General features: G+C 62.0%; 19 protein-coding genes. 15 read left to right on the top strand and 4 right to left on the bottom strand.

Annotated features, from left to right (window positions below; translation table 11 throughout):
* Positions 1 to 16 precede the first annotated feature (16 nt).
* The gene (locus FNU79_RS14515; protein WP_143721530.1) at positions 17 to 955 is read right to left on the bottom strand and encodes an ABC transporter permease; all 939 of its coding nucleotides are present in this window, start codon (positions 953 to 955) and stop codon (positions 17 to 19) included.
* A 208-nt stretch (positions 956 to 1163) separates the two neighbouring features.
* Complete coding sequence (locus tag FNU79_RS14510; RefSeq protein ID WP_143721529.1) at positions 1164 to 2738, bottom strand: ABC transporter substrate-binding protein; 1575 nt, start codon at positions 2736 to 2738, stop codon at positions 1164 to 1166.
* A gap of 489 nt (positions 2739 to 3227) precedes the next feature.
* Here FNU79_RS14510 and FNU79_RS14505 point away from each other — a divergent pair, with 489 nt between their 5' ends.
* The 3 genes from FNU79_RS14505 to FNU79_RS14495 all read left to right on the top strand — a co-directional run bounded on the left by FNU79_RS14505 (position 3228) and on the right by FNU79_RS14495 (position 5956).
* Positions 3228 to 3593 carry a c-type cytochrome gene (locus FNU79_RS14505; RefSeq protein WP_185974732.1) on the top strand — a complete coding sequence of 122 codons (366 nt, stop codon included), beginning with the start codon at positions 3228 to 3230 and terminating at the stop codon, positions 3591 to 3593.
* A gap of 141 nt (positions 3594 to 3734) precedes the next feature.
* Positions 3735 to 4226: a cupredoxin domain-containing protein gene (locus FNU79_RS14500; RefSeq protein ID WP_143721527.1), complete on the top strand. Its 492-nt coding sequence runs from the start codon at positions 3735 to 3737 to the stop codon at positions 4224 to 4226.
* Complete coding sequence (locus FNU79_RS14495) at positions 4223 to 5956, top strand: cbb3-type cytochrome c oxidase subunit I (RefSeq protein WP_225430091.1); 1734 nt, start codon at positions 4223 to 4225, stop codon at positions 5954 to 5956. Before FNU79_RS14500 ends, FNU79_RS14495 begins: the two co-directional genes overlap by 4 nt.
* Here FNU79_RS14495 and FNU79_RS14490 read toward each other — a convergent pair.
* The gene (locus FNU79_RS14490; protein ID WP_143721526.1) at positions 5919 to 6839 is read right to left on the bottom strand and encodes an AfsR/SARP family transcriptional regulator; all 921 of its coding nucleotides are present in this window, start codon (positions 6837 to 6839) and stop codon (positions 5919 to 5921) included. The two genes, FNU79_RS14495 and FNU79_RS14490, sit on opposite strands and share 38 nt — an antisense overlap.
* A gap of 234 nt (positions 6840 to 7073) precedes the next feature.
* On the opposite strand from FNU79_RS14490, the gene FNU79_RS14485 reads away from it, so the two are divergent.
* The 11 genes from FNU79_RS14485 to FNU79_RS14435 all read left to right on the top strand — a co-directional run bounded on the left by FNU79_RS14485 (position 7074) and on the right by FNU79_RS14435 (position 14956).
* Positions 7074 to 7559, top strand: a complete 486-nt coding sequence (locus FNU79_RS14485) for a universal stress protein (RefSeq protein ID WP_143721525.1) — start codon at positions 7074 to 7076, stop codon at positions 7557 to 7559.
* Positions 7560 to 7654: 95 nt separating this feature from the next.
* A complete protein-coding gene (locus FNU79_RS14480) occupies positions 7655 to 8533 on the top strand; it encodes a CBS domain-containing protein (RefSeq protein ID WP_143721524.1) in 879 nt (292 codons plus the stop codon).
* Positions 8534 to 8642: 109 nt separating this feature from the next.
* The gene (locus FNU79_RS14475) at positions 8643 to 8927 is read left to right on the top strand and encodes a DUF2171 domain-containing protein (protein WP_143721523.1); all 285 of its coding nucleotides are present in this window, start codon (positions 8643 to 8645) and stop codon (positions 8925 to 8927) included.
* An 8-nt stretch (positions 8928 to 8935) separates the two neighbouring features.
* Positions 8936 to 9133 (top strand): hypothetical protein, encoded by a 198-nt coding sequence (locus tag FNU79_RS14470; protein WP_143721522.1) that lies wholly within the window; start codon positions 8936 to 8938, stop codon positions 9131 to 9133.
* The gene (locus FNU79_RS14465; protein WP_143721521.1) at positions 9133 to 9318 is read left to right on the top strand and encodes a hypothetical protein; all 186 of its coding nucleotides are present in this window, start codon (positions 9133 to 9135) and stop codon (positions 9316 to 9318) included. Before FNU79_RS14470 ends, FNU79_RS14465 begins: the two co-directional genes overlap by 1 nt.
* Complete coding sequence (locus FNU79_RS14460; RefSeq protein ID WP_143721520.1) at positions 9315 to 9587, top strand: hypothetical protein; 273 nt, start codon at positions 9315 to 9317, stop codon at positions 9585 to 9587. Before FNU79_RS14465 ends, FNU79_RS14460 begins: the two co-directional genes overlap by 4 nt.
* A complete protein-coding gene (locus FNU79_RS14455; RefSeq protein WP_143721519.1) occupies positions 9584 to 10024 on the top strand; it encodes a PRC-barrel domain-containing protein in 441 nt (146 codons plus the stop codon). The genes FNU79_RS14460 and FNU79_RS14455 overlap by 4 nt, the downstream gene beginning before the upstream one ends.
* A gap of 39 nt (positions 10025 to 10063) precedes the next feature.
* A complete protein-coding gene (locus FNU79_RS14450) occupies positions 10064 to 11242 on the top strand; it encodes a baeRF10 domain-containing protein (RefSeq protein ID WP_143721518.1) in 1179 nt (392 codons plus the stop codon).
* Between the two features lie 36 nt (positions 11243 to 11278).
* A complete protein-coding gene (locus FNU79_RS14445) occupies positions 11279 to 11770 on the top strand; it encodes a universal stress protein (protein WP_143721517.1) in 492 nt (163 codons plus the stop codon).
* Positions 11767 to 12354: a DoxX family protein gene (locus FNU79_RS14440; RefSeq protein WP_225430090.1), complete on the top strand. Its 588-nt coding sequence runs from the start codon at positions 11767 to 11769 to the stop codon at positions 12352 to 12354. The genes FNU79_RS14445 and FNU79_RS14440 overlap by 4 nt, the downstream gene beginning before the upstream one ends.
* Before the next feature lie 226 nt (positions 12355 to 12580).
* Entirely contained in the window at positions 12581 to 14956 is a 2376-nt protein-coding gene (locus FNU79_RS14435) for a phosphoketolase family protein (protein ID WP_143721516.1), read from the top strand.
* 203 nt (positions 14957 to 15159) lie between these two features.
* Here FNU79_RS14435 and FNU79_RS14430 read toward each other — a convergent pair whose 3' ends face one another.
* Positions 15160 to 15531, bottom strand: coding sequence for a hypothetical protein (locus FNU79_RS14430; RefSeq protein ID WP_143721515.1), 372 nt, complete (start codon positions 15529 to 15531; stop codon positions 15160 to 15162).
* Positions 15532 to 15923: 392 nt separating this feature from the next.
* Here FNU79_RS14430 and FNU79_RS14425 point away from each other — a divergent pair, with 392 nt between their 5' ends.
* The gene (locus FNU79_RS14425; protein ID WP_143721514.1) at positions 15924 to 17045 is read left to right on the top strand and encodes an XdhC family protein; all 1122 of its coding nucleotides are present in this window, start codon (positions 15924 to 15926) and stop codon (positions 17043 to 17045) included.
* The last annotated feature ends 475 nt before the right edge of the window (positions 17046 to 17520 follow it).

Raw genomic sequence — 17520 nt, 5'->3', positions numbered from 1 at the left:
TCCAGCTCAAAGCTGCTCACGACAGCTCCGCACGCGGGTCGAGCCGGGCGTGAATCAAGTCGGTGGCCAGAAAGACCAGCGATACCAGCACGGCAAAGGTCAGCGTCAGGCCCTGAATCACTGGATAGTCGCGCCCGAAGATGGCGTCGACCATCAGTTTCCCGACGCCGGGAATGGCGAAGACCGTTTCGGTGATGACGGCTCCGCCGATCAGCCCGCCGATATTCAGTCCCAGTAGCGTGACGGTGGCGATCAGCGCGTTACGCAGCACATGGCGGGTCATGATGACGCGGCTGCGTAAACCCTTGGCACGGGCGAAATCCACGTATTCGGCGGTCAGGACTTCGATCACGCTGTTGCGGAGGGTGCGAACCAAAATCGCCGCCAAGTTGAGGCCCAGCGTCAGGGCCGGCAAAAACAGGTGGTAAAGGTGCTCGCTGAAGGTAGTGCCGTAGCCGCCAATAGGAAACCAGCCCAACCGCGCCCCCAGCAGCGTCAGCAGCTGTAGGGCCACATAGAAGACTGGCAGCGACAGACCCACTTGAAACACCGCCCGGATCAGGCCGTCTATCCAGGTGTTGCGGCGCACAGCGGCCAGCACCGCCAGCGGCACCGCCATCACCACACCCAACACGGCGGCGTATACGTCCACAAAGAGGGTGACTGGCAGCCGGTCGAGAATCAGGCGCACCACCGGCACCTTGAGGTTGATGCTCTCGCCCAGGTTGCCGTGCAGCACCTGATTCACAAAGAGGCCGAACTGCACGGCCAGAGGCTTGTCCAGCCCCAGCTCACGGTTGGCACGCGCCACTTTATCTGGGGTGGCGCGGTCGCCAAGTATGGCGCTTACCGGGTCGCCGGGAATGAGGTGAACGAGCACGAAAACGACCACCATCACCGCCAGGAACAGCGGAATGATCTGAAGAAGTCGCCGCAGAATATAGCTGGAATGCATTCCATCTCCTTGAGAAGCTGCCGAAACGGCTTAAATCTGGGCTATCAGCACAATTGCCTAACAGTTGCGGCATAGAAGATGCGCCACGCCAGAACAGGAAGCGTGGCGCACAGCAAAACATGATGGTTATTAAAAATTACAGTATTCGAAAAGCTAAACTTCCGACTTCGAATTTAGAAATTACCTCTTGGAACCCAGTCCCCAGAGCTTATTTCTCGATGCTGGTTTTCTCGAAGATGTTGTTGCCGAGAGGAATTTGGTTAAAGCCCTTGACGAATTGGGCCAGCGCCACTGGATACGGCGTCTCGTAGAGGTAGATGATGGGAGAAGCGTTGGTGTAGATGGTCTGAATCTGCTTGTACTGCGCGGCGCGTTTGACTTTGTCAGTTTCCTGCTGGCTCTGCACAAACAGCTTTTCGATGGTGGGATCGGTGAAGCCGGTGTGGGCCGCTTCAGTGGCACCTGCCACGGCGAAGTAGCTGGTGATCTCGCTGGGATCGGCGATGTCGTCGGTCCAAGCGCTGGCGCGCATCTGAAAGTCGTTGGCGCGGTAGCGGGCAGTACTGCTGGCAGCGTCGAGCTGCTCAATCTTGAGCCGCACGCCCACCGCGCCCCACATCTGCTGGAGGGCCGTCGCCAGCGCCTGTCCGTTGGCGCTACCGGAGGTCACCAGGATGCTTACGTCAGTGCCGTTGGCGTAACCCGCTGCCGCCAACAGGGACTTGGCTTTGGCCAAATCGTAGGTGTAACCTTTCTGTGACTTGTCGAACAGCGGGGTAGACGACGACATGAACGACTTCATCGGTTTGCCGTTGCCGAAGGTCACCAGCTGAATCAGGGCCGGACGGTTCACGGCGTAATTGAGCGCCTGACGCACCCGCACGTCCGATAGTGGGTTGGCGCTGCCGTCCTTGAGCTTGGGACGGTTATTCATGAAGACGCTGCTGACCTGTGTTGAGGGAAACAGCGCCATATTGATCTTGGGATCGGCCTTGAGTTCGGCCACCCGGCTCAGCGGAATGAATTCGGCTCCCTGCAACTCGCCGGCCTGCATCTTGAGGATGCGGGTGTTGTCGTCGGGGATGATCTCGAAGCGCAGGGTATCGAGGTAAGGCAGCGACTTCTTGTCCTCGCCCATCTTCCAGTAATACGGGTTGCGCTTGAGGACCATGTACGAGCCGCGCTTCCACTCGCTGAGCACGAAGGGGCCCGAGCCAATGGGCTTCTCGGCAAACGCCTTGGCTTTTTCGGCGTCGTTCTTGCCGGGCGCGGCGTTGAAAAGCTTCTGCGGCATGATGCCGGTGTTGAAAGTCGCCAGCGCCGGGATGATCGAAGGATCAGGGTTCTTGAGATTCACGGTCACGGTGTTGCCGCTGACGGCCACACTGGCAATCGAGCCGAGCAGATCCACCCACGCGCCGTTGTCGGGGTTGCGGGCGCGATCTAAGCTCCACTTCACGTCGGCGGAGGTGATCGGGCTGCCGTCGGCAAACTTGATGTTGGGACGCAGCGTCAGGGTAATCGTCTTGCCGTCTTTAGACAGCACGTAGCGGCTGGCCAGGCCCGGCTGCACGCGCTTGCCGTCGGGGGTGGGTTGCAGCAGCGTGTCGTAGAGGTTGGTCAGAATCCAGATGTCGAGGTTGGCGTCGTTGAGCACCGGGTCGAGAAACAGCGAGTCGGCGTAGCGGCCAAACACCATCTGGCCGCCGCGTGTAACGCCGAGGGCTTGACCGAGAGAGAGCGTGGCGGCAAGGGCGAGCGCGGCGCGGGTCAGTCTCTTCATTGGATCTCCTCTGGATTGTTCGGCTGCCAGGCAGCGGAAAGCACTTCTACGACTCTTTTGTCAAGGCACCAACAGATGAGCAGACGCACAACACTGGTTAAAGTGTTCTACAGGACTATAACACCAGAGTCTGAATGGTGCAAGCGATACTAAACAACATCAATGATTACGTTATAAATAGAATATTAGAAGACGATTTAGTAAATATCAGAGCGAACAGCATGCTTTCATTCCAGCCTTGTGATGGGTCGGTTGAGTGTGGCGCGGTGTTTACCGAACCGAATCAGTGCCCATCACTTGAGACTGAAGTGGCGTCCTTGGGGGATGTCCATTCGCGGCGTCAGTTTGCATTGCCCAAGCCGAAAAGTTGCCGTAACGGCTTGGTAATGCTTTTTGTGCAGGCTCAAGGTCAGGAGGACACTTTATGCAAGCATCGTCATTCATCTTCCGGCGGCACGCTTGAGAGCCGGGCAGATCGTTCTTCCGGGTTTGCTGACCCTTTTTTTCGCGGTGCTGGGTCTGTCGTATTACGCGGGCACCCAACTTTCCGGCATTCAGGAATCCGCCGCCGTGGCAACGGCGGCTCCGGCGGGCACTGGCGGTACGGCCCTGTTCGCCGGCAACTGCGCGGGCTGTCACGGCGTAGCGGGCGGGGGCGGCATCGGCCCCAAGCTGGCGGGTCTGGTCAAGCCCTGGAGCGCCGCCGAATTTGACGCCGCCGTGCTGGACGGCCACGCGCCCGGCGGACGAATCCTGAGCGCCATGATGCCGCACTTCAGAACCGCTGGCCTAGACGGTCAGCCGCCCAGCGAAGCCCAGATGGCCGATCTCTACGCCTTCGTGCGCGGCCTGTGAGCAGAGCACAAAGTCCAACAGGAGACTTGAAATGAACGAGAAAACACCCAAAGGCACTTTGCTGGTGGTGGGCCTGGTCTTCGCCACGACCATGATTTTGTGGATGCTGGTGCTGGGCGTCGTGCAGGGCCGGAGCTAAAGATGCTCGATCATCACACCATCGAGCGCTACGAGCTCGGCTGGCTGGTGGTGGCCGTCGTCATGGTCTTGCTGATGTTCGCCGGCGTCATCGCCAGCATGATCACCGAGACGGTGCCGGGAATGTTCGGCTCGCCCGCCCGCTATATCAATCCCACCCAACTCTCGCAGACTGAGTTCGCCGCGCCGGGCCTGAAGGTGTCCCCTGACGGATCGGTGAACGCCTACATGGTGGCGCGGGCTTTTCAGTTTCAGCCCAGCGTGCTGCGGGTGCCGGCCAACACGCCCGTTACGCTGCATTTCATCGCCGCTGACGTCATTCACGGCTTGATGCTGGGTCAGGGCAATGTCAACGCCGAGCTGATTCCCGGCCACGTCGCCACCTTCACGCGCACCTTCAAGTCCCCCGGCACCTTCGTGAGCCAGTGCAACGAGTACTGCGGCAGCGGGCACCAAACCATGAGCTTTACCTTGATCGTGGAGGCTCCCAAGTGACCACTGCCCCGCCCCCAACCGTCTCCGCGCCTGCCTTACCAACCGAGCAGGTCTACCTCGGCCACCCTGAAAAAAAGGTCACGCTTTATTTTCTGGTGACCGGCCTGCTGATGCTGCTGATCGGCGTCGCCATTGGCCCGCTGCAAGCGCTCAACTACGCCAACATCGACGTGTATCAGTACCTGCCCTTTCTCAAGTCTTATTACCAGGGCCTGTCGCTGCACGGCGTTCTCAACGCGCTGGTGTTTACCACCTACTTCATCAGCGGGCTGCTGCTCTACTTGCCTTGCCGCGCCCTGGGGGTGCGCCCGAATCTGGTGGTGGCCTGGGCCGCTTACTGGACAATGACTATAGGCGTGCTGATGGCCGCCTGGGCAGTGTTGGGCAACAACGCCACGCTGCTCTACACTTTTTACCCGCCGCTTCAGGGCAGCCCACTCTTTTACATCGGGGCGGCCTTGCTGGTGGTCGGCAGCTTGATTATCGCCGCGCAGGTGATCGTCATCTGGACCGGCTGGAAGCGCTCACACCCCGGCGAAATCACTCCCCTGGCCGCTTACATGAGCGTGGCGACCTGGATGATGTGGGTAATCGCTTCGCTGGGCTTGGTGGTCGAGGTCGTCGTCTTTTTGATTCCCTGGTCGCTGGGCTGGACCAAGGGCGTCGATCCGCTGCTGGCCCGCACCCTGTTTTGGTACACCGGACACGCCATCGTGTATTTCTGGGTGCTGCCCGCTTACATTTCGTGGTACGCGCTGCTGCCGCGCCAAGCCGGCGGCGTGATCGCCTCGGACAGCATGGCGCGGCTTTCGTTCGTGCTGTTCTTGCTGCTCTCCACCCCGGTGGGCCTGCACCACCAGTATTCCGATACCGGACTGTCGATCGGCTGGAAGACGGTGCAGATGCTGCTGACCTTTTTGGTGGTGGTGCCCTCAATGCTGACCGCTTTCAGTGTGGGCGCGTCGCTGGAACTGGCCGCACAGGCCCGTGGCGGCGGCGGCTACTTTGGCTGGACGCGCCGCCTGCCCTGGAAAGACCCGGTGTTCACGGCACAGGTGCTGGCCATGATCTCCTTTATTCCCGGCGGCGCGGGCGGCATCGTGAACGCCAGTTTGGCTCTGGACACCGCCGTTCACAACACTGCCTGGATTCCCGGTCACTTTCACATCACGGTGGGCACCGCCACGACTTTGACCTTTTTCGCGATCAGCTTCTGGCTGCTGCCGCACCTGACCCGCAAGCCGCTGGCAAGCGTCAAAATGGCCCTCTGGTCAGCTTGGCTGTGGTTTTGGGGCATGATCATCTTCGCCGTCGGCATGCACTGGGAAGGCCTCATCGGCATTCCGCGCCGCACCTATTTCGCGGGAGCCACCGGCCTGAGCGAGATGATCAGCCGCGCTCAAGTGCCGTTGGCGCTGACCGGTATCAGCGGCATGGTGCTGGCAGTGGCCGCCGTGCTGTACTTCACGGTGATCTTCCGCACCCTGCTGGGCCGCACCCGCGTCAGTGCACAGGCCGAGGTGCCGATTCCGTTCAGTCAGTCGCTGGCCGAAGTTGAGGCCCTGGCAGGCAACGGCGGCTCGCCCAAAATCGCGGGCGCGGTGCGGGTGCTGGAGCGGCTGTGGGTGTTCTTCGCGCTGGCACTGGCGCTGGTGATGGTGATGTACCTGCCCACCTTTATCAGCTTGCTGCTCAATCCGCACCCGGTGCCGGGGCTGCGTTTGTGGTAAACGTTGCGGCTGTGGTAGTGCCTGTAGGCGGTGTAGGCCACGTCTCCAGCTCTATCAGTGCCTGCAAAGTGCCGGGACACTGCCCGTCGGAGGCCAGCGGGCAGTGACGAACCTGCGGCATTGCCAGCACGGCTCCGTCGTCGTGCTGGCAGATGCGCTCTCCAGCTTTGATCCGCTCGGCCAGTTGTAAAGTCTCGGGCATCGGCAAGTCGTTGACTTCCTCACGCAGAAACTTCAAAAACCGGCGGTAATGGTCTATCGACTGGTACTTGTTCTCTACTACCGACAGGCAAGTCATCAGCCGCTGGTGGTACTGCTCACCCACGTAGGGATCGGCTCTCAGGGCGCGAACCATCGCCAGAACCGACAGGTCGCAGGCATGTTCGTCGCAGTGCAGCAAGCTGAGTTCGAGATTGGCCTGCACGTAAGCGGCCTGATGCTCGCCCCGCGCCTTGATGACCCACTCCTCTCCCTCCTCGGCCAGATAATCGCCGCTGTAAAGGTTGATGGCCTGCTGCAAGGCTTCCCGGCGCTGCGCGGCCGTTCCCATTTCCGCCTGACCGAGCGCTTGATAAAAAGCGTACACGTCCGAGCCGTGCCACACCTCCGGGGCAAGTCGGTAACGGCCATGTTCCTCGGATACCGCCTGCGGCATCTCCAAGCAGGTGCGTAGGCGGTGCAGGGTGACGCGGAAGCGGTTGTTGCTGGCGGCGTCTACGTCCTGTTGCCACAAGTCCTCGAAAACTTGGCTGCGGGTGCGGCCTTCCGGAAAGGAAAGCAGATACAGCAGCAGTTCGCGGGCGCTCTGGGCGCTCCACTTGAGTTCAGTGCCGCCACGGGTCATGCGGGTCTGGCCTAGGGTCTGAATGTGGAGGGTGATCATACGCCTCCTCCTCTGGCACACTTGACCCTGCGTGTGCCTGTGCGTTGTGACCCGGATGCGGGTTGACAACCACCGTTTTCATCCGGTTGGTAAGCCATCGTACTCTTTTTAGCCTTGAGTCGGTCTCGGCTCGGCCTTCAGGTGGGTGAAGGTCAGCTTAAGGTGTAATGCCTGAGTAACGCGCTAGGGCGAGGCTCAGCAGGGCGTGGAGGTCACAGATGGTGGAGGTCAACGATGGATGAATTCTTGCCCTACCGTTCTCCGCCGCGCTTAGAAAGGATCAGCCAGGTGGTGGTGCCGGTGGACTTTGGGCCGTGCAGCCTGCGGGCGGCGGCGTTCGGCGCTCACCTGACGCGGGCGTCTGGCGGTCAGGTCACGCTGCTGCACGTGCTGCTCCCGGGCGAAGATGCGGAGCTGGCCGAGTCGCGGCTGACCCAAATCGCCCGTTGGTACCGCCGTCCTCCGGTGTGCCTGATGGTGCTGGCGGCCGAGGAAGAAGTGAGTGAGAGCATCTTGGCCGCCTCACAGGCGCGGGGCAGTCAGTTGGTGATGTTGGGCCTGCACAGCGGCCATGATCCCCGGCGGCTGCGGCTGGGCCGCGTGACCTGCGGCGTGCTGCTGGGAGCCAGCGTTCCGGTGCAGGTCATTCCGCTGGCCACCACGCGGCCTGGACCCCTCGGCGAACCCCTAGACCGCTGGCGCGAACTGGGTCAGCGCTAGCCGGGAGGCGTTGACCCGCTGCTGGCCCCCACTCCACCACAGCCCAGCACTCGACAGGTAATGCTCTGGTAACGCCCCGCTGCCACACTCAGCGCATGAACACTTCCAGACCCGTCAGCGAGGTCATGACGCCCAGGCCACTTACCCTTTCGCCGTCTGCCAACCTGGCCAAAGCGGCCATGACCATGCAGACGATGCGTGTCGAGCGGTTGCCGGTTGTTCATCAGGGCCAGCTCGTCGGCATCCTCACCGACGGCGAGGTGCGCCGCGCCCTTCCCGCCATTCACGAGGGCCTGACACCTTGGGAATTTGCCGTGCGGGCGGGCAGCTTACTGGTGCGTCAGGCTATGCGTTCCCCGGTGCTGACGGTGGAGGAACACAGCCGCCTGGGTGCGGCCCTCGAAATGATGGTCGAGCGCCGCATCGGAGGTGTGCCGGTGGTCAATGAGGACGGCGGGCTGGTCGGCATTCTGACCCTGACGGACGTGCTCAAGGCCGCTGCCCAAGCCGCGCCGCTGACGTGGGGGCGGGTGGGCAATCACATGACCTCCAGCACAGTCAGCGTGGACGCCGGAGCGCTGGCGTCGGAGGGAGCTGCCCGCCTCAAAATCTCGCAGCTCCGGGTGCTGCCGGTGCTGGAAGGCGGCAGGCTGGTGGGCGTGCTACACGAAAAGGACGTTTTCGCGGCGGTGGAGCGGGCTTCTTCGGCTCACGGCGACACGGTGCTGTCTGATCAGTTCATGCTGGGCCAGCTGAAAGTCACCGACTTGATGAAACCGTCCGGCGCACAAGTCCGCAGCAGCGCCCCGATGGAGGAAGCCATGAAAGCCATGCTCTCGGCGGACGTTCACGGTTTGCCGGTGATGGGCGAGGGCGGGCACCTGCTGGGCGTCATCACCATCAGCGACATGCTCAAGGCCATTTTGGACCAGTCGGCGCAGGAGCAGCCTGAGCTTGTTCAGCGCCAGTCCTAATTGACCGCGCTCTACGGAGCCGCGCCTGCGGTCACTTCAAGCCCGGCGCTGAATGACTCGTCAAAGCAGGCCTACCTGAAAACTCTCAAATGAACCTCGGAGGTATCCTATGAACTCTCCAATTCACATCAAGTCAGGTCAAATCAAGAATGGAATGGTTGTGCAGGCTGGAGACGGAGACGAGGCCGTATACCTCGGGCGGATCGCGGGTCTGAAAAAGAACTTCATCAAGCTGCGCCGCCGCGACGCTCCAGGCGGTAAACGCCGCTACATCCCCAGAAGCTGGGTCGGCGGCGTGGTGGGCCACCAAGTCTACTTGTCCAAAATTCCCTCCTCTGCCAAAGCGGGCTGGCTGACCAAAGCAGAGCTGAAAGCTTGGCCAGCCGACAAATGAACACGCCCGTGAGTCAGCCCACGCTCCAAGCCGGCACGCTCCAAGCCGGCACGCTCCAGGCCGGCACGCCCGCGCTGGTTATCCCGCCTTGGGTGATTGCCCTAGACCGCTGGGTGAACGAGGGCGGCTGCGGTGACGATCCCGACGACGCCGCGTGGCGCAAGCAGTCGCACCGCCCGCCGCGTCAGTCGGAACAGGAGCGCTGATGTCCGTGCCAGATGGACTGCTGTGGGTGCTGGGGACGGTCACTGGGTTGCTGACCACTGGGCTACTGGCTACCGTGCTGCTGGCCCTGCGGCGACCAACCCGCCCAGCTTACGCGGCTGCGCTTGTCCCTATTTACGCCACTTGCGCTGGCAACAGCGCCCTCAAGGAGCAGCGATACCCATGACCCAGAGTTTCACGAACGCCTCTCCCGCTTGGATCAATGACCTCAGCCCGACGCAACTGGCCCTGGCCCGCGTCATTCAGCAAAACGGCCTGGAGGCCAGGCGGCTCGACCTCGCCGGCTTCGCTTGGGAAAAAGGTGGCGAACGGCTGGTGACCATCAGCCAGCAGGTCAGCCTCAGCGTGGCTTTCGACCTGGCCGTTCAGCAACTGCCCTGCGCCTACACCCAGCCTGCTGACGGAACGGCCACGCGCCGCGAGGACTCATCATGACGACACCCGTAACGCCAGGCATCAACACCGCCTCGCCCCACCCCGCCGCAGATCACATCGCCCTGGTCAAACTCGGCGACACCGACCTGACCCTGCTCGACCCCACCCAAGACCTGCGTCACCGCGCCGTCACCGACTCGGCTGGCAAAGCCATCGGGCATGTCAGTGCCCTGTTCATCGACCGTCAAGACCGCAAGGTCCGGTTCTTGCAGGTCAGTGCGGGCGGCTTCTTGGGGCTTGGCGAGCGGGCTTTCCTCGTTCCAGTGGAAGACATTACCAGCTTAGCGCCGCTGAAGGTCCACCTCGGCCAAACGCTCGACACCGTCAAGTCGGCCCCGCTCTACGATCCTGTCCTCAGCAACTGGCACGACGCGGCGTTCTGGAATGCTTATTACCTGCATTACGGCTACCCCAGCATGAGTTGGCCCGGCTACTGATTTTGCTCAACTCCACTTTGACTGTCCAACGGAGACTTTATGTCCACGGCACCCACGACCCACCACTCCCAGCTGGGCAACGCCACCTTGACGCTGCTGGAGCCGGCCCTGCCGGTACGGCGCGTGCTGTCCATCGTGCTTGACGTCAGTCCGGGCAGCGTCACCAATCAGGGCGGCGGCCTGCACCTACGCGCTCAGCATCTGCTGGACGCCGTGGACGCTCCCGCCGCGCTCGCCGCCGCCGTGATGGACGACCTCGACGATGCCCAGCGCCGCACCCACACCCGCTTATCCTTTTTGTGGGATGAGCACGGGCACGTCCAGCGGCAGACGGTGGACACTCAACTCCAACTGGATGAAACCAGCCGCTACGGCGCTCCAGACTTGGAACCGCTTCACTTCGCCCTCGAATCCAGCGCCCGCGTTTTACTGGCTGTGATCGACGACGAGTGGGGACGGCTGCTGAGCGTTCATCTGGGCGAGATCACCGAACTCTACCGGCTGGAAAATGTTCTGGACACCGCCGACACCTTCCGTGTCCACGTCATGCCGGAGCCGGACGCCCACTCGCTCGAGTCGGCTGCCGAGGAAGCGCCGAGAAACGCGCCGGTTCAGCATAAGAGCGCTCAGCAGGGTGGCCGCTTTCACCACGCCCTGCTGGCCCAAGTGCAGCGCCTGCATGGCGTGGGGGCTTTCGAGAAGTTGCTGATCGGCGGTTCGGTGCGTGGCCGCGCCGACTTCCGCGCACAGCTCGGCCCAGACTTACGGGGCACCGTTGCCGGTGAGTTCGCCGCTCCCGGCGACGCCACTGCCGCCGCACTTCTCACCGCTGCTCAAGCGGCTTTGCTCAGCTTGGAAGAACAACTCGAAACGGCCATCCTAGACGAAGCTCTAGAGCGCGGTCTGTACGGCGGCGCACCCACCCTAGCAGCGGTGCAGGAGGGCCGAGTGGCCCAACTCCTCGTGTCTGGGAGCGGCTCGGCGCAGCGCGTTTGGCAAGACACTTCCGGGTACGTCTACGCGCAGGTTCCGGCCTCAAGCGTTTCACCGCTCACCGGCGGCGGCGTGACCGAGCGTGCCCTGCGGGAGGTGCTGCCCCTGCTGCGTCGGCGCTACGGCGTGCATGTCCGCTTCCTGACTGGTGCCCGCGCCCAGCGGTTAGACACCCAGCAGCTGGACACCCAGATGGGCGGGCTGGCCGCTGTGCTGCGGTACTGAAGCCGTTCTGCATCTCACAGCAAAAAGGAGTTGTTTATGTTTGATCACATTCTCATCCCGATTGATGGCAGCCCACTGAGTGCTCTTGCCCTGCCAGTTGCCGCCGAAATGGCCCGTTGCCACCACAGCACCTTGACCGTGCTGTACGTCGTGCCTCCGCTTCCCTTGATTTACGGCGACGCGGTCTACGCCTACGATGATCCGGACGCCAGCGAACGCGCCAAAGCTGAGGGTCAGCGCCTGTTGAAAGACGCCCGCACAGCGCTGGGATCGCCCAACATCCGTTTGTTGTGCTTGGAGGGCGGCGATCCACGAACCGCTCAGGCGATTGCCGATGTGGCCGAGCAGCAGCAGTGCTCGCTGGTGGTGATGGGCACACATGGCCGCAGCGGACTGGACCGTTTCTTCCTGGGCAGCGTCGCTGAGGGCGTCATGCGCCGGATCGGGGTGCCGGTGCTGCTGGTGCGGGCACCCAAGACCGCTGCGCCGGTGACACACAAAGCCGCCGCGCAGGAGGTGGGTGCGTGACCACTTCACGCCTTCAGCGGGCCAGTCCCGGTCTGCTGCGCGAACCCAATGTGTCGCGCCTGCTCTTCGCCGATCCCCGGCTCGCTCCCATCTGGGCGCTGCTGCGTATTTATGTCGGCTACGAGTGGCTGATGGCCGGTTGGGAAAAGATCACCAATCCGGCTGGGGTGTGGGTCGGCGAGAAGGCCGGAACCGCCGTCGGCGGCTTTCTGACCGGCGCACTCGCCAAGACGGGCGGCGCACATCCCGACGTGCAGGGCTGGTACGCTTGGTTCTTGCAGCATGTGGCGCTGCCCAACGCCGCCACCTTTTCGTATCTGGTGGCTTACGGCGAGGTGCTGGTGGGCGCGGCCCTGATCGTGGGGCTGTTCACCGGCATCGCGGCTTTTTTTGGCGGCGTGATGAATGCCAGTTACTTGCTGGCAGGCACCATCAGCACCAATCCGCTGCTGTTCATTCTGGCGACGTGGTTGGTGCTCGGCTGGCGCGTCGCGGGCTGGTGGGGCCTTGACCGCTGGGTACTCGCTCTTTTTGGGGTAACGGCTACCCCGCCGAGTGCTGCGCAGCCAGCGACCGTTCGGTAGAAGAACCAGAACTGCGCCCCCAGCCTGAAGCGGCCAACGCCCCTTCTCCACGACCGCCCGCCTGAGCGTGGGCGGCTCACTGTGACTCTGCTGTCCGAACCCGAGTGATCTGTGGGACGTCTTGAACGCCGAGGGTGCTGACCGGCCCTTGACCAGACCTACCCGCTCAGCTGCCAGACTGCTGATACCGCCGCCCCTGTCCTCAGTCCACTTCCGGAGGTTTACCATGACCGCACCCACGACGTCACGCTCAACCCTTTCACCGACTGAACTCCAGCACCTCGACGCTTATTGGCGGGCCGCCAACTACCTGTCGGTGGGACAGATCTACTTGCTGGCCAACCCACTGCTGCGCGAGCCGCTTACCTTGAAGCACGTCAAACCGAGGTTGCTGGGCCACTGGGGCACCACGCCGGGCCTGAATTTCATCTATGTTCATCTCAACCGCCTGATCAAGGAGCACGATCTCAGCGTGCTGTACGTGGCCGGGCCGGGTCACGGCGCTCCCGGTGTGGTCGCCAACGTCTACTTGGAAGGCAGTTACAGCGAGCTGTACCCGGACATCGGGTTAGGCGAGGACGGCCTGCGCAAACTCTTCCGGCAGTTCTCCTTTCCCGGCGGCATTCCCAGCCACGCCGCGCCCCAGACGCCCGGCTCGATCCACGAGGGCGGCGAACTGGGTTTCAGCTTGACGCACGCTTACGGCGCGGCGTTCGACCACCCGGAGCTGCTGGTGGCCTGCGTGATCGGCGACGGCGAGGCCGAGACCGGGCCGCTGGCCGCCAGCTGGCACGGCAACAAGTTCCTGAACGCCCGCACGGACGGCGCAGTGTTGCCGATCCTGCACCTCAACGGCTACAAGATCGCCAACCCGACCGTCCTGGCCCGTCTGAGTCATGCGGAACTCGACACCCTGCTGCGCGGCTACGGCCATACGCCGTACTACGTGGAGGGCGACGAGCCAGTCCTGATGCATCAGCAGATGGCCCGGACGCTGGAGCAGGTTTACGCCGACATCGCCGCCATCCAGCGCCGCGCCCGCGTGGACGGCGTGCAGGAGCGCCCCGCTTGGCCGATGATCGTGCTGCGCAGTCCCAAAGGCTGGACTGGCCCAAAAGTGGTCGACGGCTTGCCAGTTGAGGGCACTTGGCGTGCCCATCAGGTGCCGCTTGCCGGTCTGAGCGATTCCCCGGAACACCTTCGCCAGCTCGAAGAATGGCTGCTCAGCTACCGCCCCGAGGAACTTTTCGACGAAGCTGGTATGCTGCGCCCGGAACTCGCGGCGCTGGCTCCATCCGGCGAGCGCCGCATGGGTATGAACCCGGTATCGAACGGCGGCCTGCTGCCGCGTGACCTCGACTTGCCCGACTTCCGCGACTACGGACTGGCCGTGCCTCAGCCCGGCGCGGTAGACGGCGAGGCCACGCGGGTGCTCGGCACGTTCCTGAAGGGTGTCATGGAACGCAACATGAACATCTTCCGGCTGTTCGGCCCCGATGAGACGGCTTCTAACCGCTTAGACGGCGTGTACGCTGCCAGCGGGAAGACCTGGGAGGAACCGCAGCTCAGCACCGACCTTCACCTCTCCCCAGATGGGCGGGTGATGGAGGTGCTGAGCGAGCACCTGTGCGAGGGCTGGCTGGAAGGTTACACCCTGACGGGACGCCACGGTTTGTTCTCCTGCTATGAAGCGTTTATCCATGTGGTGGACTCGATGGTCGGGCAGCACGCCAAGTGGCTCGGCACCAGCCGGGAAATTCCCTGGCGTCGTCCGGTGCCGTCGCTGAACATCTTGCTCACCTCGCACGTCTGGCGGCAAGACCACAACGGCTCCTCGCACCAGGACCCCGGCTTCATCGATTTGATGGTGAACAAAGCGCCTGCCGTGGTGCGGGTCTATCTGCCGCCTGACGCCAATACGCTGCTGTCGGTCACCGATCACTGCCTGCGCAGCCGCGAGTATGTCAACGTGATCGTGGCGGGCAAGCAGCCCGAACTTCAGTGGCTGAACATGGCCGACGCCGCCAAGCACTGCGCGGACGGACTGGGTGTCTGGGCCTGGGCCAGCACCGACCGGGGAGACACGCCCGACGTGGTGATGGCCTGCGCGGGCGACGTGCCGACCCTGGAGACGCTCGCAGCGGTGAGCCTGTTGCGGGAAGCTTTTCCCGATTTGAAGATCCGGGTGGTGAATGTGGTGGACTTAATGACCCTGCAACCGCAGATCGAGCATCCCCACGGGCTGTCCGACGCGGCCTTTGACGAGATCTTCACGACGGACGCGCCGATCATCTTCGCGTACCACGGCTATCCCTGGCTGATCCACCGCCTGACCTACCGCCGCGCCGGACACCGCAATCTGCACGTCCACGGTTACAAGGGAGAGGGCACGACCACCACCCCCTTTGACATGACAGTGCTCAACGATCTCGACCGCTTCCACCTCGCCCTTGACGTGATTAACCGCGTGCCTCACCTCAAGGAGGCGGGTACAGATGTCAGGCAACAGCTTCTGGCCAAGCTCGCCGAGCATCACGCTTATGTGCGTGCCACCGGAGACGACCTGCCCGACGTGAAAAACTGGCGCTGGGCCGAGGATTGAGAGCTGTCTTGGGTGCCGAGGTGGCGCTCAACACCCGTTTTTGTTTTTTCTTTCGGTGTGTCGAGAATTACTGGCAGCTTAGAGCATTGGTCAAGAAAGAGCTTTTTTACTGATCAATCAACGGCAGCGGAATAAAGGGAGTGTTTGGGAGGCTGGCTGGCTGAGCGTGCTTTTGGCTCAGCCAGCCAGCCTCCGTAAAGCCGCTAGGCGGCGCAGCTACGCAGTGCGCGGCCAGCGATGATTTCTGAGAAAGCGATGGCCCCCACGCCGAGCAGCAGGTGAAAGACTTGAATCACCCAGTGCTGATCGCCAGGCAGCAATTTGAGCTGCATACTGCCGATGGCCGGGACGACCAAGCTCCAGATGATGGCCGTGATCAACAGGCCCGGCGCGACGCCTTGCCTGAATCCGAGAATAGCCAGCAGCAGCAGCCCGAGAGTAACGAGGTAGCCTAAACCTTGATGGGCGCTCAGCAGGGCGTAGCCGCTCCCGCCCCAGAAGATGAGGCCCATTCCGAGGGCGGCGATACCAGCAATACGGACGATCCAGCGCAGAACGGTGATAGGTGTTTTCATGTCAAAACTCCTTGAACAGGCAAATGAGCAACTCGGTGGCGGAGGGTCGGAACTGAAGAGAGGCATTGTTGGAAGAAAAGCGTCGCACTCTTTTAATCTCGGAGCTGAGCGCTGACGATGCTCACCACTTGGTCACACAAATCCGGCATCTGCTTATTATGGGCGACCACCACGATGGCCTTGGCGTGCTCGTATACAGCGTGCGTGTTCATGGCCGCTTTGGCTCCCTTCTCATTGTGGAACTGTTGCAGGTAGCTTCTTAGGCAAAATGCCCACCCGCTCGCACAGAGAGAAAAGTGAGGCTGCTCCAGCGTCACTTGGCCCCGTGAAGGCACAGACCCATTTACCCGGCGGCTTTGCGGCTAACATAACGGGCAACAAGTGGAGGAACTATGGAGCGTCTGGACGTTTTGAATGGTTTGCGTGAAGCCCGTTTTCTGGGTGAGCGAGCGGCCCTCGCAACGGTGGTCAACGTGATCGGCAGCGCCTACCGACGTGAGGGCACCGTGATGCTGGTTCGGGCTGACGGCACGTATACCTGCCTCGTTTCGGGCGGCTGCCTCGAGGGTGAAATCGTTTTTCTGGCGCAGGAAGTGATGCATTCCGGCGAGGCACGTTTGCAGCGCTACAACCTCGACGAGGAGCGAATGTTCGGCTTGGGCATCGGCTGCGCGGGCGAAATGGATATTTATATCGAGGCGGCCAATCCCAATGACCCCCTCCAACAGCGCTGGCATCAGACGTGGGAGAACTTTGAACTGGCCGCGCAGCTGACTTGCCTTGGCGGCTCGGGAGCGCGAACCATCCTCACGCCGCTGGAAGTATGCGGCTCGCTCGGTGCGGTGCAGGAGCAGGCCGAAGCCCTTATGCGCCGGCGGCTGGCCTTGCCCCAACCCAAAGCTGGCTTAGTCGATCTAGGCGGATTGACCTACTTTCTGGATGTCAATATCCCGCCGCCGGAGCTCCTGCTGTTTGGAGCCGCGCACGACAGCCAAGCGGTGGTGCGCCTCGCCTGCGAATCGGGCTTCCGGGTCCGGGTGGTGGATATGCGGGCGGGGCTGCTCACGCCAGAGCGCTTTCCCGGCGCGGCCCTCTCCCCCCTTACGCCGGAGCAGTTTCCCCAATTGTCCATCGGGCCGCGCAGCTTTGTCGTCGTGATGAACCACCATTTTCTCCTCGATCTGGCCAGCCTGCGCCGGGCTTTACAGTCTGAGGCTCCTTTCATCGGGCTGTTGGGGCCACGCAGCCGCCTCGACAAGCTGGCCGCCAACGCCCAAGACGAAGGCCTGCCCCTCACTCCAGCCGAACTGAGCCGCATTCGCAATCCGCTGGGCCTCGCCATTGGAGCCGATACCACCACCGAAGTGGCCATCAGCATCGTCGCCGAGTTGTTGGCCGCCAGCCGGGGCTTTTCAGGCGGGCCGCTCGACGGACACCAAGGCAAAATCCATTCGCCAGCACTGGCATCAGATGTAGAAATTGAAATTAACGGCCTTGAGAGTACAGCTTCCTAAGAATATATAAAATATGAGTTCAGTCGAGTTCAGACTTGGCGCGCAGGGCGTTAGCCGGTGCTTTAGCATCGTGATAGTAATAGCTGTGATACACAGTACAACCGAGGCTAATATACTTGGCGCGTGAGCAGAAGCATCCGCGTATCCTTCGTTATATAAATTAAATTGACTACCCACAAGGAGGGACTTATATATATTCTTGGGAATCCAGTACGCAGTATGGGCGGCTGAATCAGAGTCTCTACGCGGCGCAGTTAAGTACGGCCAGATTACCGTTTTGGGATTCCGCCAAAAACGCTCCATCCCTCCACTCCCATCTGGCCGTACTTTTCCACCTTCTCGCTTTGCTCGGTTTATCTAAAGATAAACGTTGTTCTACTTAGCTCGACTTTGGCCATTGGATACTGTCAGGCGGCGTAGCAAAGTGCGTCTGCGAGGCGCTCAATAAAGTCCAGTGGGACTTGAATCATTTCAC

Source organism: Deinococcus detaillensis (genome assembly GCF_007280555.1).
Classification (GTDB): domain Bacteria; phylum Deinococcota; class Deinococci; order Deinococcales; family Deinococcaceae; genus Deinococcus; species Deinococcus detaillensis.
Note: the sequence above shows the minus strand (reverse complement) of the source record. Positions and strands in the feature narration are given on the sequence as shown.